This window comes from Streptomyces sp. NPDC002536, assembly GCF_053594995.1.
Window position 1 is genome coordinate 1 of sequence record NZ_JBSFWU010000026.1, and the last position, 23,827, is coordinate 23,827.

Sequence of the window (23,827 nt, forward strand, 5' to 3'; positions counted from 1 at the left end):
CGAGCCCTCCAGGCATTCGACATCGCCTTCGACGGACGCCTCTCAGCAGTCCACAACTGAACCAGAAACCACACCAGTTACACCAAAAGCTTTACAGACCCCCCGACAGCAACCTCAACGGGAACAGGAGGAAACAGATGGACGCCACACAGGCCAAAACGATCACGGCGCGGCCATGTCGCATCCCTGCGCCCGTCGGCGCGGCAACTGAGCCCGCCTGAGTCGATGCGGCCGGTCTGGACGAGGGCGTAGCCACATCTGGCTGGCCCGACAAGGGAAGGCCGCTGGCCTCTGGGAGGGCTGACCAGGCTGCTTCACACGGTTCCCCACAACTCCGATCAGTGCCGCACCAATCGTGGCAGCGGTGCTGATCGCCGCCACGATGATGCTGGTTGCTGACGAGTCGCCCGACATGTGCCCTCCGCAGACTCCCCGGCCAACATGCTCGGCACAGTGGAGGATTCTGCCGGGCTCGGCGCGTTTCGTGCCAGCTGTTCGAGCCGACTCCCCCTCGATCAACTACCCTTCCCGCTTCCGTGAGCGGCAGTTCGGGCAGGAAGAAGATGGGGCCGGCTGGTGCACCGGGCCGCGGCACGTACGCAGCAGGCGCGCAGCTCCCGCCGGTCGGGGCTGCCGGGTGCAGCAGGTGCGGGTGAGTCGGCCCGGGCAGTCAAGGGCGCCTGCGGCATCGCTGCACGATGGGCTCCGCCTACCCTCGGCAGCCTGCTCCGTCCCCAATTGCGTCCGACTGACGGGCGACTCCGAGGGGTTGTCGTTCCGCCCCAGGTGCCCAACTGTCATTCCATCCCGGGGGTCTTGATGCCCAGGTCGTCACGCATGAGGCGGCGCATCTCAGCCATGGCCGTGCGGCGCTGTGTGATGAGGGACGTCTCCTCGGCGGAGGCGACTGTCACGCCCCGTGCGTAGGCGTCGCGTATCTTCTGCAGGCTGCGAAACGCCTCATTCGAGGCCGCCACGACGCGCGGCGGGGCTACGAGCCAGACGTGTTCGCTAGCCGTATACAGGCCGACACCCCGGAAGGCCTCCCGCACCGCTGCGTCGCGCGCCGACTCGGACTTGTGGTCGCCCAACGCGATGGCTCGCATCTCCTCACCTGCGGCTTTGAGCGCGGAAACGAACTCCGTGTATGCCTCGCGCCGCAATTCCAGCGCGTGACGGACCTCCTCGCGTTGCCACCGGTTGCGATCAGCGATCAGGGTGGCCGCGACACCGATGGCGGCACCTGTGAGCGTGGAGAGCAGGGGCATCCAGTCCATGCGTCGCAGCATGTCCGAAACAACGCAGCCACACCAGTGCCTGCCTGCTGGCACCTCCGCTCCCTGCTCAGCAGCAGCGGGCTCGTGTCGGCGACGCCTGAATGGGGTTCAGGCACGAATTTCGTGAAGTGGATCGTACTACTGTGCGCCGGTGACGCTCCGTCATCTTGGACGTCATCCTTCGGTTGTGGTGAAGCCTTGTTGGAGTTGGCGTTCCCGCACCTGGTGACGGTGCTGGTGGAACGTGTGGCCTCCCCTTGATCGCGGCAGGCCTCGAGTTCCTGATCCGCTCCTCGAAGACCGACCAGGAAAGCAAGGGTGCCACCGTCCGCCTGCGCCGCCGCGACGACGTCCTCGACCCCGTCACTGCATGGTGCGAATATCGCGACACCCTCGCCGCCTACGACATCACAACAGGCCGTGTACTCAGGAGAGTTGACTGGTTGAGCAACGTCGGTGACGGCCTGTCCGGCGAGGCCGTCAACGACATCACCCAGTGCCTCACCGAAGCCGCCGGCTGCGCCTGCGACGCCAAGGGCCGCAAGGTCACCTCCCACGGATGGCGCGCTTCCGGGAACTCCACGGCCAAGCGCGCTGGCGCATCCGGTGAATCCCGCCGTGCGCACGGCCGCTGGGCCCCGGACTCGACGATGCCGGACGACGTCTAGGACCGCGACAACGTCACGGACCCCATGAGCGCCGTACGCCTCCAGTAGGGGCGCCGGCGGGTACGGCGCTGCCTGGTCGGTCCTGGCATCCCAGCGGGTCCAGTAATGGAACGCCCCCGCCCGTCGGATGGTCAACGGATCTATGCCCGGTCCCGTCCTGTTGGAGCTCCGGAGACATCGTCACGGCCCGCGCCCCCGTGTCCCTCCTCCTCGCTCAAGTACTCGGCCGCGGCGTCGAGGTACGCTCGCCGACTAGGGCTGATGGCCTGCCAAACCCTCTCGTCCCGTGGTTCTCCGGGGCCACCCGGGCCCTTGCGGATCACGTCCTGGACAGCGAACGCAGCTTCTCGTGCCGCATCGTTGACCTTGGAGGTGCACACCAAGTGGATCGTCTTCTGGGTCACCCACACCCTGTCGAGGGCCCGCCTGGCCCGCATCTGCCACTCTGCATCGGTCTCATTGTGGTGGTAGCGGTCCACGGCGACCCGTTCGGCTTCCTGCAACGCGCACAGGAAGGCAACGATGTGGGTGAGGTGTTCGCTGCGGCGCGCCTCGGCACGTTCGCGTTCGCTGTGGCGCGCCTCCGTCCGCTCCGATGCGCGTCCTTGCAGGAGTTGGCCCACGAGCGATGCGACGGTGCCGAGCACGACGCCGATGAATGGCGGAAGTGATGTCGTCCACACGCGTACAGTGCGGCAAGAACTAGGCTTGTCCTACCGTAATTCCGGGCTTACCGAGCGGCATCGCGTCACGTGCTGTATAAGTTCACCCCTGCATAAGCGCCTCCATCAGGCGCAGGTCGTCACGGGCTCCGGGTGTCATTGGACGCCGATCGCGAAGGGTGGTCGCGGTACTCGACGGCGTCGATGGTGCCGTCGTCGGCGTGGGCCGAGACCGTGAGGTCGAGGTGCCCGGCTGCTGCGGCCGAACACCGTCATCGAGCTGCCGCTGACCGCCGCCTGCGCCCACACCCGCGACGTGCGGTGGGTCGTCCCGCACCAGCTCTACCGTGCTCTCAGCGGCACAGCTGTGACGGCCGCCCGCGCTCCGGCCCCCGTCCCCAGCACTCCGTCGACACTGTCACTGAGGCCGCCGGCCTGCTGCACTCCGTTCTCCAGTAGGGAGGGATCACGTTGGCGAATCCATGGATTCCACCGGAGCAGTACGTGAAGAGGCTGCCGATGCACGCGAGCTTCGGCTGCATGTTCTTCACCGACACCGCGGGCCGGGTGTTGCAGCTGCGCTCGTGCGTCACGCAGCACGCGCAGGTCTGGCAGTGGCCGGGCGGCAACACCGACAACGAGAACGAGTCGCCGTTCGATACCGCCGTGCGGGAATGCAGGGAAGAGACCGGCATCATCTTCACCGGCCAGCCGAAGCTCCTCGCGGTGTTCTGGCAGTCGGTGGGGCAGTGGCCGGTGGCGAAGCTCGGGTTCGCGTTCGACGGCGGTCAGCTCACAGCCGACGAGCTTGACCGGATCGCTCTTGATCCGGACGAGCACGACGCGTTCGCAGTCCGGTCGGTGGACGAGTGGGCGAAGGTGATGGACACGCGGTGGTGGGAACGGCTCGCAGCCGTCCACCGCGCGCAGCAAGCCGGTGCGACGGCGTATCTGGAGATGCGATCCGATGGCTACTGGTGACCACTTTCTGGTGGGCGCCGGCGTGTTCATCCACCACGGGGACGGACGCGTCCTGCTTGTCCACCATGCCAAGACCGGGCACTGGGTGATCCCCGGCGGCAAGGCCGAGTGCGGCGAGACGCCCCGGCAGTGCGCGATGCGCGAGGCCCGCGAGGAGACCGGGCTCGACAGCCAGCCCGGGCGGCTGCTGGCCGTCCAGCACCTCACCGCGGACCGCCACTGGGGCAACAAGTACATCGCCGACCCGTACGAGCTGTTCGTCTTCGCCCTCCGCGTAGATCCCGGCCAGTACGCCAGCATCCGGGTGCCGGACGGGGAAGACTACCCATGCACCAACCATGGCGAAGGCCCCGGCTGCCGAGTACGGCAGTCGGGGCCTTGGTGTCAGTGGAGCCTAGATGACGACCTGGAGGTTCGTCCCGTTGCGGTAGTTCTTTGAAGACGAGGCGATGTTCCGGTCGCGGGTTGGGCCCAGGGTGCCGTCCACGATCAGAACCGTGCCCGCCGGGTGCCGGCGGCGGACCGGTGCCAGCGCGAGGAACGTCGCGATGTGATCGATGACCCGGTCCGCGGCCGACTTCGAGATCCCGAACAGCGGGCCCAGCTGCCGCATCGTGAGGTTCGTCCGCCAGTACGCGGACACCAGCAAGCACCCGGTCCTCCAGCGGCAGCCCCCACGGCCGGCCGCCGGACGGGACACCGCCGACCCGACGCCGGACAAGCCCCACGAGCTTGCGGAACTTCCGCTCGCTCAGCCCCGAGAACAGTCCTATCCAGCCCGGCTCCGAGGCCGTCACCACAGCACCCACACCAAGATCATCACACGCCTGACCAGGGCTTACGGAACATCATTTAGTAGTCGGCGTCGTCGCCGATGTCCACGCCTACCTCTTTGGCCTTTCCACTGGTGCTGAGGACTGCGTACACGTAGCGGTGTTCTCTGCCTTCGGCGTTGCGCGTGTGCTGGATGGAGTCCTCAAGTTCGTTCGGATTCATGTCCTTTTGGTGCCGCTGGGCTTTGGTCCAGGATGGCATGCGCGCAGCCTGCCGTCTCCGCCAGCGGTGCAGGACGCGGAGAAGCTGACGGGCCGGCTGGCGGCCAACGTCGCACACGCGGAGCAGAATGCCGACCGGGTACGCGAGGGGGCGCCGTCTGACGATTTCCCACGCGGAACGCGAACCACCCTGCAAGTTGTTTGGCGCGTCTCACTTTGCGGAGGTATGGGTCATGCGGGAGTGGCGGCACGGGCGGCTCATGTTGATCGTGGCGTGCCTGGGTGTACTGACGGCGGCACCAGGGATGATCGTTGCGTTCAAGATCTCCAGTCCATGGCTCGTGTCGGCAGTGAGCGCGGGGGCCGCTGGGGTCGTGGCCGTGATGGGGCTGTGGCAGGAGAGGTACAAACAGGCAGTTAAGCAGGCTGACGATGATCGAAATCGGGTTCTGCACGGCGTTCTGACGCGAGCGGACGGGTCGCTCATCCACGTTAAGGAGGTGGCCGATCCGGTCCTGTTGGGCGTTCATCCGGCTCTTGCCACGCAGTCCGAGGAGGGAGCTGCCGAGCGGATCCCTGCATACGTGCCGCGCGATGCTGACACCGAGTTGTGCGAGTTGCTGGCACGCGGCGGGTTCATACTGCTGGTGGGTGACTCGACTGCGGGGAAGTCCCGGTCGGCGTGGGAGGCGATGCGGGCCACGCTCGGTGATCACCTGTTGCTTGCGCCGAAAGACCGTGAAGTTCTGCCCGCCATACTGGCGTTGGCCGCAAGAGAGCGTCGCTGCGTACTCTGGCTGAACGATCTTGAGGGGTATCTGGGGGCCGGCGGGCTACAGCGCGAGGACGTCGGGCGACTCCTGAACAACGGCGGTCATCACCGTGTCATCCTGGCCACCCTCCGGACGGCTGAGGAAGCCCTGCTGACCGGCGAGGACGACGAGCGCGGCGCCCCGAAACAGGCAGCGGAGCTGCTCCACCAAGCTCACCGTGTCTACCTTCCCCGGCTGCTCAGCGCCGCCGAGACCGACCGGGCCAGGCTCCGTGCGTGGGACCCGCGAATCGAGAGCGCGCTCACCGTGGGAAGCGAATACGGTCTCGCTGAGTACCTCGCGGCAGGCCCTGAGCTGCTCAAGCTCTGGCAGAACGCGTGGAGCCCAAACACCAGCGCGCACGCTCCCGGACATCCTCGGGCAGCGGCCCTGGTAACGGCTGCTGTGGAGATCAGGCGTGCAGGGCACGCAGCGTCGCTGTCCCGCACGCTCGTTGAGGCCGTTCACGAGCACTACCTAGAGAAACACGGTGGCGAGCGGCTGCGGCCCGAATCGCTGGACGAGGCGTGGGCGTGGGCGACGAGGCCACGCCGGGCGACTACCGCGCTGCTTCAGCAATCCGGGGAGCGAGTGGGTGTATTTGACTACCTGCTGGATGTCACCCAGCGCGGCAGCGGACCTGGTGACCTTATCCCCGAGCCTGTTGTCCGTCTGATACTGGCCGGCGCTGATCACGCTGACGCAGAACGCGTTGCCGCCACCGCCTACGCCCAAGGCCGCTACGACCTGGCTGTCGTAGGCTGGCGCCGGGCTGCTGAGACGCCTGGACCAGATGCACTGAGAAGCCGTAACAACGCCGCCCGCGCCCTCCGGCGCCTCGGCCGCCTGCCCGAGGCCCTGGCCGAGCATCGTGCGGTCGTCGCCGCCCGCACCATCTACCTCGGCCCCACTCACCCTGACACCCTGATCAGCCGCGACAATCTCGCCAACGTCTTGCGTGACATGGGACGTGTCGAGGAAGCAGAAGCCGAACACCGCGCTGTCCTCACACCGCTCACCGAAACCCTGGGGCCCGACCACCCCTTTACCTTGTTCAGCCGCGATAACCGTGCCATCGCCCTGCGCGAGATGGGACGACACGCTGAAGCCGAATCCGAGCACCGTACGGTCCTGGAGATCCGCGAACACACCCTGGGGTCCGACCACCCCGACGCGCTGCGCACCCGTCACCACCTTGCCTTGGCACTCCGATCCCAAGGCCGGTCCACCGAGGCCAGTCGACTCCTGACATTCGTCCTGGAGGCCCGCACCCGCGTCCTCGGCCCCGACCACCCAGAAACCGCATCCGCTGCCACAGACCTGGCCCAGAACTACTGAGTGGGGTGTTCCCACGAGCGTTCGCGGGAACATCGTCGTTTGGGGCTCGTGACACTCGCGTACGCGGTGGAAGGCTGCGCGAGCTGCCCTGGCCGCGCCGGGACGCCTGGTGCTCCGTCCTGGGGGCCGGGTGGGATCCTCCGGCGTCCAGGACGGACGTCCTCATACCGCCGGCGGGAGGGGCCTGCCGTGCTTGAGGTTGGCGAAGGTGTCCGTCTTCCAGGCCTCCCACATCGCCCGGAAGCGGCGGGCCTGGTAGGGCTGGGTGTGCTCGGCCAGTTCGTCGGGCGTCATCCAGCGGTGGGCGGTGAGCTCTGCCTCCATGCCGGGCTCGGCCGTCGGCAGCCGGAGCTGCGCCGAGGCGGGCACGGGCCTGCACAGGTAGACGAAGTTGTGACCCATCGCGGCACCGGTCTCGGTTTTGGCGGGCACCCAGTCTTTGCCCAGCAGCCGCTCGACGACGGGCACGATGCCCAGCTCGCGCTTGACGTGGCGCAGCATGGCCTCCCAGTCGGGTTCCAGGTGGTCGGCGTGGCCGCCGGGCAGCTGGTAGAAGCCCTTCTTCGGCCCGTAGTTCGCCTGCACCATCAGCACGGCGTCCTCCCGGTCTGCTCCCCGAAACCGGGGGGATCCAGGCCAGGCAGCCGATCCGGCAGGGCGGCGGGGCGGCAAGGTTTATCGTCACGGCTTCTCCCTTGTTGGCATTGACGGTCACTCAGGTGGTGTGAGGGTGGGCCCGCACATCTTTCTGGGGGAACCGAAGGGGAGACGTGCGGGCCGGTGGCCGGTTGCAGCGCCGCGCCCCATGGAAGGGGAAGCGCTTCAGGGACGCGGCCGGCCAAGGCTGCCCCGGGTCCCCGCGTCGCGGAAGCCGCGGCTTCTCTGTGGACGAAGGAGGCCTGCTCCCGGGGCAGCCGGTCTACGGTGCGGTCGCCTGCGCCGCGCGAAAATGTGGGGACGACAGCGCCACTCCGGCGACCCTGCACCAGCGGGTGCCGCCCCCGTCATGGCGAGCCACAAGCTACCCCGCAGTGGGCCGCACTCGACTGGCAAGCGCGCTTGATGCCGGTCGCGCTCCAGCACAGTCCGGGGCTTCTACACGGACGCCGTTGTCGGATCAGGGATGCCTTCGAGCGCCGTCCGCCTGACACGGACCCGGCCCCGGTTCGGTGCCAACGGACTGGTCGAGCTTCTTCCAGTGGCTGCGTAGCTCCGTCACGATGGTGGCCAGGCTCCGGCAGTACGTGAACGCGCTCTCCAGCCCGTCTCCGGGGCCCAAGCACTTCGCCCTGTACGTGGCCTCGTCAGCGACCCTTGCGGCGGCGATGCGACGAGGGTCGTCTTCCCGCAGGAGCTCGTGCGCGGTGCCCTTGACCCGCGGGGCCATCGTGTCGATGAAGCGGCGGAGCTTGAGCGTCGAGGCGTTCACGACCCCGGCCGGCGGCGACACCGTCGCGTCGAGGATCAAGGCGGTGACGCGCTCGATCTGCTGATCCTCGTTACGGCGAAGGCTCGGCACGGGAACGAGGCGTCCGCCGTTGGGCATGGCTGTACCAGGCCAGACAGGCATGAGGGGTCAGTCGACGGCACCGTCTTCCGCGCCGACGGCATCCTCCAACCCGGATGGAAACTCCGCCTGCCGCCTGCACCCACCACAGCAACTCCCCACGCTGCCACCGCATCTCCGAGTACGGGATCACCGCATCGATCCGTCACCGTCCACCCCGGCGACAGCCTCTCCACCATCGCGCACCGCGAACTCGGCAACGCCAGCGCCTGGCCCGAGATCTACGACCTCAACCACGACCAACCCCAGCCGGACGGCCGCCACTTCACCGACCCGGACCTGATCTACACAGGCCAGGAACTCACCCTCCCCTCACCGCCCAATCCCGCCTCATCCGGCGATGCACCTCAGCAGCATCGAGACGAACGCCACCACCCCGGCACGCCGCCCCCAGCGACGCCCCAACCCCCGTCCCGGCCCACCCACCCCACGGACAAACCGACCAATCCGACTTCCCCGCACCGCCAGACCTCCCCAGCCCCACACCGCACCAGTCCCCTACCGCCATCACCGAAGCCCGCCTTCGGCACCGCGAAGAGGACCCAAACCGACAACAGCATCTGGCAGATCACAGGAGCCGGGGCGCTGCTGTCCGCCGGCTTGATCGGCACCCTGGGCGTCAAACGCATCCTGCAACAACGCCGCCGCAAGCCCGGCGAAAGCATCGCCGTCCCCGACGAACCGTCCCGCCTCGAACAAGTCCTCACCGCCACAGGCGAGCCGGCCAGCGTGGAACTCCTGGACACCGCCCTGCGCACCATGGCCCACCGCGCAACCAGCTCAGGTCAACCGCTCCCCGCGCTGCGCGGCGCCCGTGTACGCACCCACACCGTCGAGGTACTTGCCGAGGACTCGACTCTCTCCCCCTGCGCGCCGTTCACCGAAGGGGACGACGGCTGGTGGACCCTGGCCGACCGCGACAGCCTGCTGGGCGCCGACGACGCACAGCGCGTCCCGGCCCCCTACCCCGGCCTCGTGACCATAGGCACCGGCACGGACGACAGCCACTTCCTGCTGAACCTCCCGCACGTCCGCACCCTCCTGCTGGACGGCCCGGTGGAAAGGATCCGTGAAGCGCCCGCGCCATCGCCGCCGAAGCAGCCACGTCCGCATGGAGCGACCACGCCGACATCCTCACCGTGAGCGTCGACGACGAGATCGACCGGCTCCTCCCCCAAGGCCGACTCCGCGCTGTCCCCGGCGCGCGCACGGCGCTGCGCGACCTGGGCGAGTTCCTCCTTGAGGCCTACCAGAACACGAACCGTCCGGACGCGGCAGAGCCCCTGCCCTGGATGCTGATCTGCGCCGCCGAGACCACCCCCGACGACGCCTGGCAACTCGCCGACGCCATGGCCAAAGCCACCGCCGACGAAGACCCGCAGTCCTGCACGGCTCTGGGCACACCGGTGTCCCTCCAGCGCCTGACGGACGACATCTTCGAGCAGTTCCTCACCGCGTTGCGCACAGCCGAACAGCCATCTGCACCAGCCGAAGGAGCCTGGACCCACGTTCCCGAAGCGCCCGTCCCATCCGCCGTCAGCGCCACCCCGACACCCGCGCTGTCCCGGCCACCAACTGACGCGGACGACCCTGCCACGTCCCTTCCCCAGCAGACTTCACCATTCCTCGCCCTGACTGCTGCAGCGGGAGCAACCCACAGCATCCAGGTCGTTCCCCCTCCCAACGCGCCCGACGGCGACGGCACCGCCGAAGCCGAGCACGCAACGGAGGGAGAACACCCCGAGGAGCCGGAGTCCAACGAGCAGCTTCTCCCCTCCTTCCTGACGGACCCCGCGAACAGCGCTGCGCCGGAAATCCGGGTGCTGGGTCCCGTGTCCGTCACGGGGATCGAGTCCTCCGGCCACGGCCCCAAACTCGCCTCGCTCGCCGCCCTGCTGTACTTCAAACCGGGCCGCAGCGCCGACGAACTCTGCGAAGCCATGGACCCCGCAGCCCCCTGGTCGAAGAACACCCTCCAAGTCCGCATCTCCGAACTGCGCAAACGCCTCGGCACCGACGCCGACGGAAACCCCTATCTCCCCCGCGAGCGCAACACCGGCTACCGGCTCAGCACGTCCGTACGCTGCGACTGGGACCAGTTCAAAGAACTCGCCGAATCCGGCCTCCGCAAACTCCCGCAAGCCGGCATCGCCGACCTCGACGCCGCACGTCGCGCCATCGCCACCGGACTCGACGCCGACGACACAGCCGAACTCCTCTACCAGGACTGGATCACCGTGGAACACCAAGCTGGCAACCGTGCAGGCGTGTTGCACGCCGTCGAAGCGCTCCAGGCGGTCAACCGACGCCTCGACGTCGACATGCTGCCGCAGACCGAGGAGCTCATCACCAGCATCCTCCAAGGGGCGAAGCAGACAACAGGCCTCTGACCCCCGATGGCGGATGCCCTCGGCTCGGCCTGGACGTGGGTGACGCCCAGGGCCTCGGCCCGGTCCACCAGGTCCTGGAGCGCGCCGTCCCGAGGGATCGGGACAGCGAGGGCGTCGTACATCTCCTGCGGCCGAGGCCCCGTAATTCGGGGGGAGCATCCCGGACTCGACGTCCCAGAAATGCGCGATGAACTCCTCGCCCGCCTCCAGGCGTTTCGGAGGCGAGGGCCACCTGCCGCGGGAGGGAGGAGGCAGGGTTCTGGTTGTCCTTGGTGGAGACGCGGCCAACGAACACCGGGCGACGGGGACGCACTTCCGCCTGCTTGAAGCCCGGCAGGTCGGAGAGGTCGACAGGCAGCCCGAAGTGGGATGTCGTCATGGCCCCTCCTGAATCCGCGTGGAACATATATGCATCATGCTGGCGTATGCGTCCTCGAGGGCAGTCGAGGTGCGCGATCATAGGGAGGAACACGATGGGGGCAGCTTCAGACAGGGGACGTTGTGCGCGGCGACCAAATCCCTCGCGCCTACACCACCGGCGAGTGGCCACATGACGCGGTGCCGAACGACGGCGCGCCCGTGGCCGTCCACTACAGCCTCGCCCTTGCCCGCGCCCTTTCCGCGCTCGTGAAGGAGCGCGGCTTGTCGCAGCGCAGGGCCTCCATGGACGCAGGCCTGAGCGCCCCGACCGTGGGCCGCATCGTCCGTGGCGAGGTCTACCCCGATCTCGCGACGCTCGCTCGCCTCGAAGCAGCGCTCCAGGCTGACCTGTACCCAGCCGGCCTGCACCGGCGCACGAAAACGCCGACAACGTCGATGGGTCCCTCGAACTAGCCCGGCGCCCCGCCCTCGGGGCCGCGGGCTGGGCGCTGCTCTACCGGCACGTGCTCGGGCGACTGGATGGTGTGGGGGCCTTGCCCAATGGGCGAACGAGGATGGGGCCGGGCCAGCCAGCAGCCGGGGCAAGCCGCACGGGCGCCCATGGCCCGTTCGCTCCGCAGGCGCTTTCCCGTGCCGCCTCTTAGGCTGCTTGCGATGGGCCTGGAGAGGAGCTATGTCATGGCCGCGACATCAGGTGCGCCACGGGTACCGAATCCGACGTTCTGGTCGCGGTTCTTCCTGGTGGCTGCGCTGTTCAACTACGTGATCGGGCTGCCCATCCTGTTCGCGCGCCGCTGGACGTACGACCTCACCTACGCACCGGACGTCACGCGCGACGTGATGGCACTGCGGCTGTGGATGGACTTCGGGTTCTCTGTGGTGCTCATCGGCATCGGCTATCACCTCGTCTCCCGCGACGTGACGCAGAACCGGGGCATCGTGCTGCTGGGGATCCTCGCCAAGCTGTTCGATGTGGTCAATGTGTCCACCCTGTACGCGTGGGGGGTAGCGCGGCCGCTGGCGCTCGTGCCCGCGGCGATCGACGGCGCCTTCGCGCTGGGATTCGCATGGTTCTGGTGGCTGACGCGGGGCGTCGACGCGATCGCCTCACGCGACGCGGCGGCCCGCCGACGGAGTTGAGTCGGAAACAAGCAGCGGCGATCGCAGACGCCAGACCTTGCCACGGCTGATGCCTGTTCCGTCCTAAGCGGCTCCGTCGAAGTCCGCTGCTGATCCGTAGCTGCGGTACAGACCTTGTTCCCGCACCTCAGCTGAGCCGACCTGGGGCCTGTCTCGAAGTCGGGTGTGAGCTTGTGACAAGATCCCGGGATGCTGCGACTCACCGATTTCATTATCGACTGCCCGGACACGATGAAGCTGGCGGCCTTCTACTCCGAGGTGACGGGCCGTCCGATTAAGGAAAGAAGCTCTGAGGACTGGGCTGGCATCCAGTTCGGCGAGATCGAGCTGGCGTTCATCCGGGTGGACGACTACCGCGCTCCGCAGTGGCCCGACAGCGAGCACCCCAAGCAGTTCCACCTCGACTTCGAAGTGGACGAGATCGAGTCCGAGCAGCGCCGCGTCCTCGACCTCGGCGCGACGCTGAGGCAGGACTTCATCGGCCCCAACGGCTACGGCTGGCAGGTCTACACCGATCCGATCGGCCACCCCTTCTGTCTGTGCCGCAACAAGGGCGTGATCTGGACCGACCAGGGCCCGACCTGGCCCCAGCGTGACTAAGTGGCTTCGATGACGTTCGTTGCTGACTGTCGGATCCGGTCGCGTTGTCGGTTCATGGCCTGGTCGACGGCCTTGCCGATGGCGTCGGTGCTGGTCTGGGCGCGTTGCGGGTAGTCCTGGTACTTCGCCTGGCGCCAGACCAGCTCGATGTCGTTCAACTCCGGGCTGCGCGGCGGCAGGTGGAACAGGTCCACCCCGATCTTCGACAGCTGGCCGCGGCGGCCCTTGAACACCTTGGCCGTGTGTGCCGAGGCGTTGTCCAGCACCACGGTGCACGGCCTCGGGGTGCGGTCACCCGCGCAGGGCCTCCTCGTTCGGGTGAGACGGGCAGCCCGAGCCCGCGCGCGCCGGGAGGCCGTGGCTACGGTTGCCCGGTCGGGCGGGCTGTGGCGCTGGGGGGCGGTCATGGAGCTGAAGCGGTGGTTGGAGCACGGGGTCGAGGCGTTCGAGGCGTGGACCCGGTCGTACGAGGAGTACGCGGCCCACCCGGCCATGGAGGTCGGTGAAGAATCCTGCGCCGAGGCGTTCGACGAATTGGTCGGCCGACTGCACGGCAGCTACCCGTTCTTCCATCCCTGCTACGCGGGGCAGATGCTCAAGCCGCCGCACCCGGCCGCTGTCGCCGGGTACCTGGCCGCGATGCTGGTCAACTCCAACAACCACGCTCTGGACGGCGGTCCCGCCACGTCGGTCATGGAGGAGGAAGCGGTCGGTCGGCTGGCCTCCATGGTGGGGCTCGGGACGCATCTCGGGCATCTCACCAGCAGTGGCACCATGGCGAATCTGGAGGCCCTTTTCGTCGCCCGGGAGAGCTGTCCCGCGCGCTCCGTCGCGGTCAGCGCCGAAGGCCACTACACGCACGCGCGGATGTGTCATCTGCTGGGCATGACCGTGCACACCGTGCCGGTCGACGGCCGGGGGCGGATGAGCGTGGCCGCGCTGGAGCGGCTGCTGGCCTCGGGAGACGTGGGCACGGTCGTCGCCACCGCCGGGACCACGGCGCTGGGCGCGGTCGATCCGGTGCACCGTATCGTGCCGCTGGCGCGGCGGTACGGTGCCCGCGTCCACGTGGACGCCGCCTACGGCGGGTTCTTCGCGCTGCTCACCGACGACCCGCTCACGGACGCGGCCACCGCCGAGGCCCTGCGGGCCGTGGCGCGGAGCGACTCGGTGGTGATCGACCCGCACAAGCACGGCCTGCAGCCCTACGGCTGCGGCGCGGTGCTCTTCGCCGATCCCACGGTGGAACGCTTCTACCGGCACGACTCCCCCTACACGTACTTCACCTCCGTCCGGCCGCACCTGGGGGAGATCAGTCTGGAGTGCTCGCGCTCGGGGGCGGCTGCGGCCGCCCTGTGGCTCACCTTGCGGCTGATGCCCCTCACGCGGCAGGGGCTGGGCGGCGTGCTCGCCGCAGGACGCCGTGCCGCACTCCGGTGGGCCGCCCTGATCGACGACTCGCCCCACCTGGAGCTCTACCAGCGGCCCGAGCTGGACATCATGACGTACTACCCCTGCACGGAGCCCGCTGCGTTGTCCCGGATCGGCGCCGCCTCGCAGGAGGTGATGCGGCGCGGCATGGCAGCCAAGGAGAAACCTGTTTTCCTCAGCGTCGCGCGTGTCGGCGCGGAGGCCTTCACCCACCGCCACGCACACGTCGTGCGTGACCGCGAAGACACGCACATTCTGCGCAGCGTCCTGATGAAACCGGAGAGCGAGTCGTACCTGGACCGTCTGCACCACCGCGTCGCAGAACTCGCGAGGCCGGCGGAGTGACCGCCTGCGCGAACGACTACGACCGGTACTTCGGCATCCTCAGGGAGCCAGCACGGACCCGCACCGTGCACCTGCAGGCGTGCCTCCTCGGCGACCTGCCCCGCACCCGCATCGACGAGGAGCTGCGCACCACGCTCGTCACGGGGCTGCGGCTCGCCTCCCGCATCGTCGAGACGCAGCCCCTGGTGTTGTTCGACACGGTCTCCCTGGGAAGCCTGCCGTGCGCGCTGCGCCGGTGGAAACTCGGGCACCAGTTGCTCCACTTGCTGCTCACGGCCATGAACATCGATCTGGACCGTTGTCTGTCCGCCGTGCAGGGCTCCGTCTGGCATCAGCTGGCCGACAGCATGGCGGAGGTGCGGCTGCTGTACGACGCCGCCACTGCTGCCATGGAGTACGCCGCGGACTTCCCTGCCGCCGCCTACCGGGACGAGATCCGCCCGACCATGGAGCCTCCCCACATGCCCCCGGGGTTCTCGGGGGTGTTCAACCGGGACCACCGTGCCATGGTGCGCCGCTTGCGCGACCTCGAGCGCGCGGTGCAAGAGCTCCTCCGGGACACCTCGGTTCCCGGGACGGTGCTCCGGGGAGCGGCCGCACTCCGCGCGGCTCAGCGCCGCAATCGGCGGCACCACGGCAGGATCTGCGAGCGGTGCGTGCCCGGCGGCGCCTCGCTCCTGCGCGCCCACCTCGCCCAGCACCCGGTCCGGGAGGGATCATCGTGCGACACCGGCTGAACGGCCACCCGGGCCCGAGCGGCACCGGCCCCGCCGCGGGGGTGCCCGGGGACATCGAGGGCATCGACGCCGCCACCGGCCGGAATCTGCTGGACGATCTGCTCGACGAGGCCGTGTGGCTGGACCACTGCCCGTTCGTCAGCGCGTCCTTCCGCCCGGCACCGGCCTGGCTCCGCCATGAGCCGGTCTCCGCGTTCCGGCCGCTGCCGGCACCGGCAGACCTCCGGGGCACGCCGGGACCGCGTCGTGTGTGCGTCTCGTTCGCGCCCGAACACGGCCCCAACGCCCGTACCTGGGCCCGTACTCACGGCTACCGGCTGCTCGCACCGGACCCCGGGGTGACCGCCTGGGCGGCGGACAAGATCTGCGCGCTGGAGCTCTTCGAGGAAGCAGGAGTGGCCACCCCGCCGTGCGTGGTCGTCCCCGCGATCGGGCGGGCACCGGCACAGGCGTACTGGAACGACGGCTGGCCCGGAGCAGTGGTCCAGCGCAGGCACAACAACCTGATCGGACGGGGCACCGTCCCGCTCGACTCCCCGGCCGAACTGGACCACTGCCTCGCCGCATGGCCGGGCGAGCCGGTCCGGCTGAGCCGTCGGGCTCCCGGGATCTCCCTGACCGTGACGGCGTGTGCCGGGCCGGACAGGACCGTGGTCTCCGCCGTCTCCCACCAGTTGGTGGGGCTGCCCGAGCTCGCCGCCTCCTGGGGCGCGCACTGCGGCAACCAGCTCGTGCACCCCGGTGATCTGCCGGACGGGCTGTACGGACAGGCCCGCGAGGCGGCGCGGCACGTGGGCGAGGTACTGCGCGGCCGCGGCTTCCGGGGCGTCTTCGGCCTCGACCTCGTCGAGGAGGCCGGCCGGCTCCTCGCCGTCGAGGTCAACCCCCGTTTCCAGACGGTGGTCTCCCTCGTCCAGACCGCCGAGCGCGCGGCGGGACTGTTGCCCTGTCTGGGGCTGCACATCCTCTCCTTCCTCCTGCCCGCGCTGCCGCCGTCCGTGCCCGGCACGCTGCCGCCGGGACCGCGCCGCCCGAGCCAGCTCGTCGTCCACGCCGCCGAGGACACCGCGGTGCACGGCCTCGTCCCCACCGGGCGCTACCGGCTCGACGGCCGGACGACATCAGGACCGCTCCCCGCGCCTTGGGACCTCGCCGAGATCCCCGACGACGAGGCCTTGTGCTGGGCCATCGCTCCTCCGGGCCCGGTCACCGCGGGCCAGGAACTGGCCCTGCTCCAGCTCGGGCACACCGCAGGCCCCCTCGAACCCCGGCCCCGCCTCCATCCGCAGGCACGGGCCTGGATCGCCGCCTACCACGACCGGTCCCGGACGGGGGAGGGTGGCACAGCGGCCGCCGACGAAGCCGCAACACCCCTGCTCCGGCTTCCCGATGGACCGATGCGCACGGCGGGCCTGCATACGCTCGAGCTCATCATCGAACGGTTCACCACCTCCCGTGCACGCCCGCCCCTGCGCGTCCCCTCCCCCGACGGCCTGCGGGCCGTCCTGGACGAGCCCCTGCCCGAAGACGGCACCGACGACCTGCGCCCCGTACTCGACCGTGTCACCCGCGACGCCCTCGGTGAGGCGACCCGTCTCGACCACCCCCGGAGCTTCGCCTTCACCCCCTCCACCGGCAACTTCCCGGCCGTGCTCGCCGACGCCCTCGCCTCCGCCTACCTCTCCGTACCGGGGGCATGGATGGTCGGCGCAGGCCCCACCCAGCTCGAACTCACCACTCTCGGCTGGCTCAAGACCCTCCTCGGCCTTCCCGAGGAGACCGGCGGCCTGTTCGTCAGCGGCGGCTCCCTTGCCAACCTCACCGCCCTGGCCGTCGCACGCGACCACTACCTCGGCGACGACTGCTCCCGCGCCCGGCTCTACTGCTCCACCCAGGCCCACCCGTCCATCTCGCGTGCCGCCCACCTTCTGGGCCTCGGCCGCAGTCGTCTTTCCGCCGTACCGGCCGACCACTCACTGCGTCTCGACCCGGCGGAGACCGCCCGGCGCATCAGCGACGACCGCGGCGCCGGCCTGCGCCCTTTCGTCGTCGTCGCCACACTCGGCACCACCGGGACCGGCGCCGTCGACCCCCTCGACGACCTCGCCGATCTCTGCGAACGGGAAGGACTCTGGCTCCACGTCGACGGCGCCCATGGCGCGGCGGCGGCCGCTACCACCCGCGGTCAGGAACTGCGCGCGGCACTGCGCCGCGCCGACTCCCTCACCGTCGACCCGCACAAATGGCTCTTCCAGCCCTACGAGATCGGATGCGTCCTGCTGCGCCGCCCGGAACTGCTGCGCAGCACCTTCGACCTGGCGCGCCACGCCCTGGACACCGGCTACCTCACCCCCACCAACCCCCGGGGAGGCGAGGTCAATCTCTCCGACCACGGCCCCCAGCAGAGCCGCGGACTGCGGGCCTTGAAACTGTGGCTGTCGCTCAAGGCCTTCGGCGCACGGGCCTTCCGGCAGGCGATCGAGCACGGCATGGACCTGGCCGAGCACGCGGCAACCCTGGTCACGGCCCGGCCCGAGCTGAGGCTGGTCACCCCGGCCAGCCTTGCCGTCCTCACCTTCCGCTATCAGCCGGCCGACGCGCCGTCCGGCTGGGACGCCGACTCCGCACAGGAGTACATCAGCCGAGCAGTGTGCACGGAAGGTGGGGCGCTCCTCCTGACCACCCGGGTGCACGGCGCCACGGTGCTGCGGATGTGCACCATCAACCCCACCAGCACCCGGGACGATGTCGCATACGTCCTCGACCAGGTGGCCCGTCACGGCCGCCGGTCGCTGAGCGCGGTCAGAGGATCAACAGCGTCGAAGGACCGGTGATCAGCGGAACTCCCCGGTCCGTGGCGCACGACGGCACGTCGAGCGTGAGCTGGAGACCGGGCGAAGCGACGGTCCGCCCCTGGAAGGCGCCCGACACCACGGTGCCGGCCACCAGCACGACGGCCTGTCCGGCCACCTGCCGGACGTCCCCCATGGGGTAGACCACCACGCTCTTCTCGCCGTTGCTCCAGGTGATCTTCTCCACTGTGGTGGCGTCGGAGGCGAAGCACCCGTTCACCCCTCCCCCGCTGATCTCGGACGTGGCGGAGGTGAAACCGGGCTCGGCGGAGGTACAGGTGTAGGCACCCGTCCCGGTGATCCGGGTCCTTCTCGCCTGCAGCCTCAGTCCCGGGGAGAACTCGATGGTGTTGGTCCCCACGCAGCTCACGGCAGCCCCCGGCCCGTGCGCCTCCGCCGGCGCCGCGCACGGCCCTGCCGTCACCATCCCCACAGTCAAGGCCGCGCTCCCGAACGCTTTTGCCCACGATCCCACCCAGCGCATGACACACCCTCCCTGCTCGCACCAGCCGTTCCCGGAACCAGAATTGTCCCGATCACAGGGACACCTCCGTGTCCAACCGCGTTGGATTCCGTCGAGGAACGGCAGCTCGTGCCACGCAGGGGGCGCACACGGCGGTCCTGACCACCAGCCCGCCCGCGGCCCCTGGACCACGAACCACCCAGCAGATCCGCGGTCTGGAGCGGGAACCCGGCATGGCACTGCTCGCCCGCGTGCCGACCAAGCACGTCCGAAAAACGGCCGGATGTGTCCGGGGAATCTCACCCCCGGGCTCCCGCAGATCCGTACGCGACAGTTGAGGTGACTGCCTTCGTGACTCTGCTGGCCAATTCACCTGGGCTGCCGCGGTGATCGTCTTGGCTGTGGGACGGTGCTGATGCGTGCATACCCTTGGGGCGGGGGTGGTCCGCGGTGTCGATGTAGCCGGGGTTGGAACGCGAAGTTCCGGTGCCAGCGGCTCAGGTGGCGCATACTCACGGGCGGGCGTGAAATGTCTCCAAAGCCGGGCAGGAACTCTCCCGTTGAGTAGACGCTTGATATTCGCCGTCTCCACCCATTTTCACTGGCATTTCACTCCACGCTGCCCACAGTAGCGATCAGCCCTGTGCCGGCAGTGGCCTCCTGCGCGGCGCCTGCGCGAAGCAGATATCTCGTTGGACATGCCACAGACCGTGACGTAGGTTCCATATGCACCCGCTTTGAGGCGGGCTTTTTGTTGTTCTCGGGAGTCTTTTTGCCTATGTCGTACAGCCCTGCCGGGCCGCTGCCCGGCGGCCCTGTGCTCCGTTCACCCCGCCGTCCCGCAACGGCCGTCACCGTGCTGCTCGCCCTGGTCGCCGGCGCCGACCTCCTCGCGGTTGGCGCCGACATCAACCAGTACGCGGTGCTGGACGACCTGTTGTCGGCCAGCGACTTGGATCTCAAGCACGCGGACGTCTTCTACAGCGTGGCCGGCCTGCTGCAGATCCTGGGCACGCTCGCTACCGCCGTCGCCTTCATCGTCTGGTTCGAGCGCGTCCGTGCGAACGCGGATTACTTCGCCCAGGACGTGTGCACCCTGGGCAAGGGGTGGGCTATCGGCGGGTGGTTCGTGCCGTTCGCCAACTTGTGGATGCCGTACCGGGTGGCCAGCGAGGTGTGGAGAGCGAGCGCGCAGGCGGCGTCCACCGACGGGGCCTGGCGTGAGGTGTCGCGCCGGCCCGTGAACGTGTGGTGGGGCCTGGTCGTCGTGTCGTTGCTGGCCGACCGGATCGCTTCCACGCTCGACAAGCGGGCCGACACCGTCGACGCGCTTCAGCAGTCGATCGTCGCGGTGGCCGTCTCGGACCTGCTCAACCTGGCGGCCGCCATCTTCGCCATCCTCTTCGTCCGCAAGCTCACCGCCATGCAAGAGCCGCAGCCCGCACCCGAGCCCGACCGGCACATCCTTGACGGGGAGCAGCCGTGACGGCAGACATGCGGGTGGGCTGGACGCTGCGTGGGCGTGGCTGGGCCGACTGCACTGTTGAGGACCACCGGGGGAAAGTCGACCTCACGGCGTCATATATCACCAGTGCGCCGGAGGATCTCCTCACTGCAGTGACCCGGCTCGTCTCGGGCGAGACGGAAACCCGGGTGCAGTTCGAGGCCGAGCCGACCGCCTACCGGTGGATCTTCTACCGCCAAGCCGACGAGGTCTGGATCCGCCTGCTGGAGCTAGGCCACGGCAGTGACCACGACAACAAGGGAACCGGGATCTGGTCGGGCCAGCTCCACGCCGATCCGCTGGCCCGTGCTGTGATCCGCTGCTTCGATGAAGTGGCCCAGACCTACGGCGAGAGCGGCTACCGGGGCAAGTGGTGTGACCACTTCCCCCGAGCTGAACTCGAATCCCTCAGAATCGCGTTGGAGACCTGGCATGGGACGATCGGTCAGTGACTCGACTCGTGAACCGTGACCGCTCCCTTGAGGAACTTGAGCGCGACCGCTGGCCGGCCGGGTCAGGCGGCGAAACCCGGCTGATGGCAACCGTGCGCGAGCTGCGGCGCAAGCCGATCGGCGGCCTGGCGGTCGAGAACATGCGGTTGCTGATCAAGCAGAACGTGGGCCTTGCCCATCTCCTGCCGCTGGCCGTGGAAGTCCTTCGGGTTGACCCACTGGCGGAAGGCGACATGTACGAGGGAGACCTGCTGGCGGCCGTGCTCACCAGGGATGGGGAGGCCTGGAGCGAGTCCCCCGAACTCAGGCGGGAAATCCGCTCGATTGTCTCGGAGTTGGCCGACGTGCCGCCTCCCCTGAAACGCGAGGTCGAGGGGTTCCTGGCGCTGTAGGCCGCTGACAGTGGCTGCCGTCGGCGAGGGGCGGGGCCGGCTGTCTACGAGGATTCGAGGAGCGCTGCACACGGCGGATCACGCCGTCTCCCGCGGGAGCAGCATGTACGTCATCGCCTCTCCCGGAAGTCGGTGTCCCATCAAGCCGGACCCGCATCCTCCGGTTCCGGTGAGTCAGAGGAGTAGGCATCCCTGCCGGTTGCGTACGAGGGCCGGGACCGCCGTTCGCGCGCGGGACGGGTTTGGCTCCGTCCTGTGAAGGGCGCTGCCGGGGGTGCCACTGTTAATCGAGCGGAAAAGACGGAGCCGCGCTTGTTGCCACACAGTCCGCCACAGCTTGCGCCGCCTGGGCAATGAACGGTGCCGGCAGCTCATCCGACGTCCACGGTGACCAGCCGTCCCACGTCTGTCCGGCGATCTCTTCCACCCGGTTGGCAGCCTGGGACGGCCTCACCCCAGGAAGTTGCAGCGCCGCCGTCGTCCAGCCGATCAGCTCGTTCACTTCCACGTACTCGTACCACTCGGCATCGTCCCAGCCGCGTCTGCCGACGTGACGGGCCCACGCCCACCGGAGGGTCTCAGCAGTGGCATCGGCAGCCCGCTGCCGAGGAGTTCCCGTCGTCATTCGTGCAGCGTGCCCGGCGTATTCGACCAGTTGCAGCGTCCCCCAGAGGGGGAACCTGGCGAAGAGGTCGAGATTCTCGGCGATGGTGCGACGGAAGGCTCTGCCCCGACCGTGGCTCTTGGAGGCATCCAGCCACATCCCCAGCGAGGACGGCCATCCCCAGTTGTTCATGGGGTACTGGGCAACAGGGCGGATCACGGCGTCGAACCAGCCCTGGACATACGCGTCGGAGGCGGCGACGATCGCGTGTACGTCAGTGTCAGTCGCCGGTTTCTCCAGGTCTATATGGCCCCACAGCACCACAAGCGAGCGTTCCACAGCGGTCCGCACAGCACGGTGAAGGTCGTCCTGCCGGGAAGGCTGCGCCCACGGCAGAAGGGCGGGATAGCAGACACTGAAAGGATCTCGGCAGTCAGACACGGGCAGAGCCTAATACTCCAGTGGGACTTCACCATTCCCGCTGGTCAGAGTCATAGTTTCGAGCCTAGCGGGCTGCCGGTGGGTCAGGGGCCGGTTCAGTGAAGTCGCCTCAGGCGCGGGTGCGTCGGCGGTAGCGGCAGGCGCGGGCGACGGCCTGGTGGCGTCTGCGCCAGTGGGACCAGATCAGTGCGTCGGTGCGGCGATGTGTGGGCCAGGGGCCATCAGCTGCCAGCAGGCGCCTGACCTCAGCCACGGTGAGCGGGGCCAGGCAGGCTGCGTCGTTTCTGCTGCCCCCCCTACCTGCGCCGACGCGGGATCCTGTGCACGATCCCGGAGAAGAAGGATCAGATCCGAAACCGTAAGAGGCTTGGCGCCCGCGGTGGCCGGCCTCCGTCGTTCGACAAGACCGATTACTGCGAGCGGCACGCTGTGGAGTGCGGCATCAATCGTCTAAAACGCCACCGGGCCGTGGCCACAAGGTACGACAAGCCGCCGTTCGCTATGAGGCAACCGTGCTGGTCGCAGCCATCAACGAGTGGCTGTGACCACGGTCGCAGCAGCCTGCAGTTAATCCTTTGCCACGGAGCTGATGGGCCAGTTAAGTTCTCCCAGCCGTCCATCTCGTTCCGGACCGGCACGTCGACGAGGAGGTGTGGAGCACATGCGCAGGAGTGCCCAGCAGTTGAGCCCGCGTACTGACCTTTGGCACTTCCTCACGACGGAGACAACACCTTGTCGCTTCGCATCACCCCACTGACCGACCCCGCTCACGGAGCACACAGCCGGCGTCTCGCATGGCTGGCGTCCGACGCCGATGCCAACCCTGTCGGGACGGCCTTTCTCCGCCTGTTCGATGGCGGACAAGCGCACCTGGCGGAACTGACCCTCCACGTCCATCCCGTGGAGCACCGCAAGGGCGTCGGCACCCGGCTCCTCGACGCCGCCGTGGCCGCCGCTCGGGAGAACAACCGGCGCTGCGTCGTCGCGCAGGCCGGGGCCGGATCGCCCGGCGACCACTTCCTGCCGGCCCACGGCTTCCGCAAGGTCCTCACCCTGAGGTTCGCCCGCTTGCCACTGGCCGACGTGGACACCACCGCCCTCGCCGAGATCATCGAACGTCCGCATCCCGGCTACCGGCTGGCGTCCTGGCAGGGAACCGTCCCCGACGATCTCGCCCAGACGTTCGCCGACTCACGTCGCGCCATGGACGACATGCCCATGGACGACACCGACCACGGCATCACGATCTGGGACGTGGACCGGGTCCGGGCCGCGGCCAAGGCCGTCGAACAGCGCGGCGACCTGCTGCACACCGTCGTCGCCATCGACACCTCCGACGACTCGATCGCCGGGTTCACCGAACTCGTCGTCCCCGGCAGCGGCACCGGTGACGCAGAGCACTACGGCACCGGCGTACTGCCCGAGCACCGTGGACACGGCCTCGGCCGCTGGATGAAGGCCGAGTCGATCCGGCAGGCCCACGGGCACTACCCGGACCTCGGCGGCCTCCTGACCGACACCGCCGACAGCAACACGCACATGAGACACATCAGCGACAGCCTCGGCTACCTGCCCACGCACACGACACTGCGGTACCAGCTCGACCTGTAGAGACGAGCGGACGGGCCGGACCTGGATAGCACCTCGTCCGGCCCGTCGGCACTTTCACAACAGGCCCTATGCTGCCCGGCCACCGCCTCCCCTCGCGTTAGGATCGCCTGTTCGAAAATCAGGTTGAGGGCCAGCACGGAGCGGTCCGAAGGGCTGCGAACGCTGCCCGCCGGGGCAGCGGTGC

General features: G+C 68.7%; 24 protein-coding genes and 2 pseudogenes. 17 read left to right on the forward strand and 9 right to left on the reverse strand.

From position 1 onward, the window contains the following. Positions 1-797: 797 nt before the first annotated feature. The gene (locus tag ACWD4B_RS12265; protein WP_451420687.1) at positions 798-1,277 is read right to left on the reverse strand and encodes a hypothetical protein; all 480 of its coding nucleotides are present in this window, start codon (positions 1,275-1,277) and stop codon (positions 798-800) included. A gap of 257 nt (positions 1,278-1,534) precedes the next feature. Here ACWD4B_RS12265 and ACWD4B_RS12270 point away from each other — a divergent pair, with 257 nt between their 5' ends. Continuing rightward, the gene (locus ACWD4B_RS12270; protein WP_451420688.1) at positions 1,535-1,945 is read left to right on the forward strand and encodes a hypothetical protein; all 411 of its coding nucleotides are present in this window, start codon (positions 1,535-1,537) and stop codon (positions 1,943-1,945) included. A 140-nt stretch (positions 1,946-2,085) separates the two neighbouring features. Here the strand turns inward: ACWD4B_RS12270 and ACWD4B_RS12275 are convergent, their stop codons facing one another. Further along, positions 2,086-2,592 carry a hypothetical protein gene (locus tag ACWD4B_RS12275; protein WP_451420689.1) on the reverse strand — a complete coding sequence of 169 codons (507 nt, stop codon included), beginning with the start codon at positions 2,590-2,592 and terminating at the stop codon, positions 2,086-2,088. A 519-nt stretch (positions 2,593-3,111) separates the two neighbouring features. Between ACWD4B_RS12275 and ACWD4B_RS12280 the strand changes: the two genes are divergently transcribed. Then, positions 3,112-3,588 carry an NUDIX domain-containing protein gene (locus tag ACWD4B_RS12280; protein ID WP_451420690.1) on the forward strand — a complete coding sequence of 159 codons (477 nt, stop codon included), beginning with the start codon at positions 3,112-3,114 and terminating at the stop codon, positions 3,586-3,588. Further along, positions 3,575-4,027 carry an NUDIX domain-containing protein gene (locus ACWD4B_RS12285; RefSeq protein WP_451420691.1) on the forward strand — a complete coding sequence of 151 codons (453 nt, stop codon included), beginning with the start codon at positions 3,575-3,577 and terminating at the stop codon, positions 4,025-4,027. Before ACWD4B_RS12280 ends, ACWD4B_RS12285 begins: the two co-directional genes overlap by 14 nt. On the opposite strand, the pseudogene ACWD4B_RS12290 reads toward ACWD4B_RS12285, so the two are convergent. Next, positions 3,986-4,397, reverse strand: a pseudogene (locus ACWD4B_RS12290) (helix-turn-helix domain-containing protein); the annotation flags it as partial. The gene ACWD4B_RS12285 and the pseudogene ACWD4B_RS12290 sit on opposite strands and share 42 nt — an antisense overlap. A 43-nt stretch (positions 4,398-4,440) precedes the next feature. Then, complete coding sequence (locus ACWD4B_RS12295) at positions 4,441-4,584, reverse strand: hypothetical protein (RefSeq protein ID WP_451420692.1); 144 nt, start codon at positions 4,582-4,584, stop codon at positions 4,441-4,443. Between the two features lie 259 nt (positions 4,585-4,843). Between ACWD4B_RS12295 and ACWD4B_RS12300 the strand changes: the two genes are divergently transcribed. Continuing rightward, on the forward strand, positions 4,844-6,733 hold the full coding sequence (locus tag ACWD4B_RS12300; RefSeq protein ID WP_451420693.1) for a tetratricopeptide repeat protein: 1,890 nt from the start codon (positions 4,844-4,846) through the stop codon (positions 6,731-6,733). 162 nt (positions 6,734-6,895) lie between these two features. Here the strand turns inward: ACWD4B_RS12300 and ACWD4B_RS12305 are convergent, their stop codons facing one another. After that, complete coding sequence (locus ACWD4B_RS12305; protein WP_451420694.1) at positions 6,896-7,327, reverse strand: NUDIX domain-containing protein; 432 nt, start codon at positions 7,325-7,327, stop codon at positions 6,896-6,898. A 523-nt stretch (positions 7,328-7,850) separates the two neighbouring features. Then, positions 7,851-8,279 (reverse strand): DUF6415 family natural product biosynthesis protein, encoded by a 429-nt coding sequence (locus ACWD4B_RS12310; protein ID WP_451420695.1) that lies wholly within the window; start codon positions 8,277-8,279, stop codon positions 7,851-7,853. Positions 8,280-8,900: 621 nt separating this feature from the next. On the opposite strand from ACWD4B_RS12310, the gene ACWD4B_RS12315 reads away from it, so the two are divergent. From ACWD4B_RS12315 to ACWD4B_RS12335, 5 genes are all read left to right on the forward strand, one after another. Beyond that, positions 8,901-9,443, forward strand: coding sequence for a hypothetical protein (locus ACWD4B_RS12315; protein WP_451420696.1), 543 nt, complete (start codon positions 8,901-8,903; stop codon positions 9,441-9,443). Then, the gene (locus ACWD4B_RS12320; RefSeq protein ID WP_451420697.1) at positions 9,440-10,690 is read left to right on the forward strand and encodes a hypothetical protein; all 1,251 of its coding nucleotides are present in this window, start codon (positions 9,440-9,442) and stop codon (positions 10,688-10,690) included. Before ACWD4B_RS12315 ends, ACWD4B_RS12320 begins: the two co-directional genes overlap by 4 nt. A 501-nt stretch (positions 10,691-11,191) precedes the next feature. Continuing rightward, the gene (locus ACWD4B_RS12325) at positions 11,192-11,524 is read left to right on the forward strand and encodes a helix-turn-helix domain-containing protein (protein ID WP_451420698.1); all 333 of its coding nucleotides are present in this window, start codon (positions 11,192-11,194) and stop codon (positions 11,522-11,524) included. A 225-nt stretch (positions 11,525-11,749) separates the two neighbouring features. Beyond that, positions 11,750-12,211 (forward strand): hypothetical protein, encoded by a 462-nt coding sequence (locus ACWD4B_RS12330; protein ID WP_451420699.1) that lies wholly within the window; start codon positions 11,750-11,752, stop codon positions 12,209-12,211. Positions 12,212-12,400: 189 nt separating this feature from the next. Further along, entirely contained in the window at positions 12,401-12,811 is a 411-nt protein-coding gene (locus tag ACWD4B_RS12335) for a VOC family protein (protein WP_451420700.1), read from the forward strand. Here ACWD4B_RS12335 and ACWD4B_RS12340 read toward each other — a convergent pair. Continuing rightward, a complete protein-coding gene (locus ACWD4B_RS12340; protein WP_451420701.1) occupies positions 12,808-13,305 on the reverse strand; it encodes a transposase in 498 nt (165 codons plus the stop codon). The two genes, ACWD4B_RS12335 and ACWD4B_RS12340, sit on opposite strands and share 4 nt — an antisense overlap. On the opposite strand from ACWD4B_RS12340, the gene ACWD4B_RS12345 reads away from it, so the two are divergent. The 3 genes from ACWD4B_RS12345 to ACWD4B_RS12355 are packed head-to-tail and all read left to right on the forward strand — an operon-like array spanning position 13,217 to position 18,158. Next, positions 13,217-14,587 (forward strand): pyridoxal phosphate-dependent decarboxylase family protein, encoded by a 1,371-nt coding sequence (locus tag ACWD4B_RS12345; RefSeq protein ID WP_451420702.1) that lies wholly within the window; start codon positions 13,217-13,219, stop codon positions 14,585-14,587. The genes ACWD4B_RS12340 and ACWD4B_RS12345 overlap by 89 nt on opposite strands. Further along, complete coding sequence (locus ACWD4B_RS12350; protein WP_451420703.1) at positions 14,584-15,324, forward strand: hypothetical protein; 741 nt, start codon at positions 14,584-14,586, stop codon at positions 15,322-15,324. The genes ACWD4B_RS12345 and ACWD4B_RS12350 overlap by 4 nt, the downstream gene beginning before the upstream one ends. Then, positions 15,309-18,158 (forward strand): pyridoxal-dependent decarboxylase, encoded by a 2,850-nt coding sequence (locus ACWD4B_RS12355; protein WP_451420704.1) that lies wholly within the window; start codon positions 15,309-15,311, stop codon positions 18,156-18,158. Before ACWD4B_RS12350 ends, ACWD4B_RS12355 begins: the two co-directional genes overlap by 16 nt. On the opposite strand, the gene ACWD4B_RS12360 is transcribed toward ACWD4B_RS12355, so the two are convergent. Next, positions 18,127-18,537, reverse strand: coding sequence for a hypothetical protein (locus ACWD4B_RS12360; RefSeq protein WP_451420705.1), 411 nt, complete (start codon positions 18,535-18,537; stop codon positions 18,127-18,129). The genes ACWD4B_RS12355 and ACWD4B_RS12360 overlap by 32 nt on opposite strands. 880 nt (positions 18,538-19,417) lie before the next feature. On the opposite strand from ACWD4B_RS12360, the gene ACWD4B_RS12365 reads away from it, so the two are divergent. Genes ACWD4B_RS12365 through ACWD4B_RS12375 form a run of 3 tightly spaced genes read left to right on the forward strand, consistent with a single transcriptional unit; the run spans position 19,418 to position 20,987 of the window. Further along, the gene (locus tag ACWD4B_RS12365) at positions 19,418-20,125 is read left to right on the forward strand and encodes a DUF4328 domain-containing protein (RefSeq protein WP_451420706.1); all 708 of its coding nucleotides are present in this window, start codon (positions 19,418-19,420) and stop codon (positions 20,123-20,125) included. Beyond that, positions 20,122-20,595 (forward strand): hypothetical protein, encoded by a 474-nt coding sequence (locus ACWD4B_RS12370; protein ID WP_451420707.1) that lies wholly within the window; start codon positions 20,122-20,124, stop codon positions 20,593-20,595. Before ACWD4B_RS12365 ends, ACWD4B_RS12370 begins: the two co-directional genes overlap by 4 nt. Beyond that, entirely contained in the window at positions 20,592-20,987 is a 396-nt protein-coding gene (locus tag ACWD4B_RS12375; protein ID WP_451420708.1) for a contact-dependent growth inhibition system immunity protein, read from the forward strand. Before ACWD4B_RS12370 ends, ACWD4B_RS12375 begins: the two co-directional genes overlap by 4 nt. Positions 20,988-21,270: 283 nt before the next feature. On the opposite strand, the gene ACWD4B_RS12380 is transcribed toward ACWD4B_RS12375, so the two are convergent. Continuing rightward, positions 21,271-22,032, reverse strand: coding sequence for a hypothetical protein (locus tag ACWD4B_RS12380; RefSeq protein WP_451420709.1), 762 nt, complete (start codon positions 22,030-22,032; stop codon positions 21,271-21,273). 297 nt (positions 22,033-22,329) lie between these two features. On the opposite strand from ACWD4B_RS12380, the pseudogene ACWD4B_RS12385 reads away from it, so the two are divergent. Continuing rightward, positions 22,330-22,527, forward strand: a pseudogene (locus tag ACWD4B_RS12385) (IS5 family transposase); the annotation flags it as partial. A 237-nt stretch (positions 22,528-22,764) separates the two neighbouring features. Next, entirely contained in the window at positions 22,765-23,643 is an 879-nt protein-coding gene (locus ACWD4B_RS12390) for a GNAT family N-acetyltransferase (protein ID WP_451420710.1), read from the forward strand. Positions 23,644-23,827 lie beyond the last annotated feature (184 nt).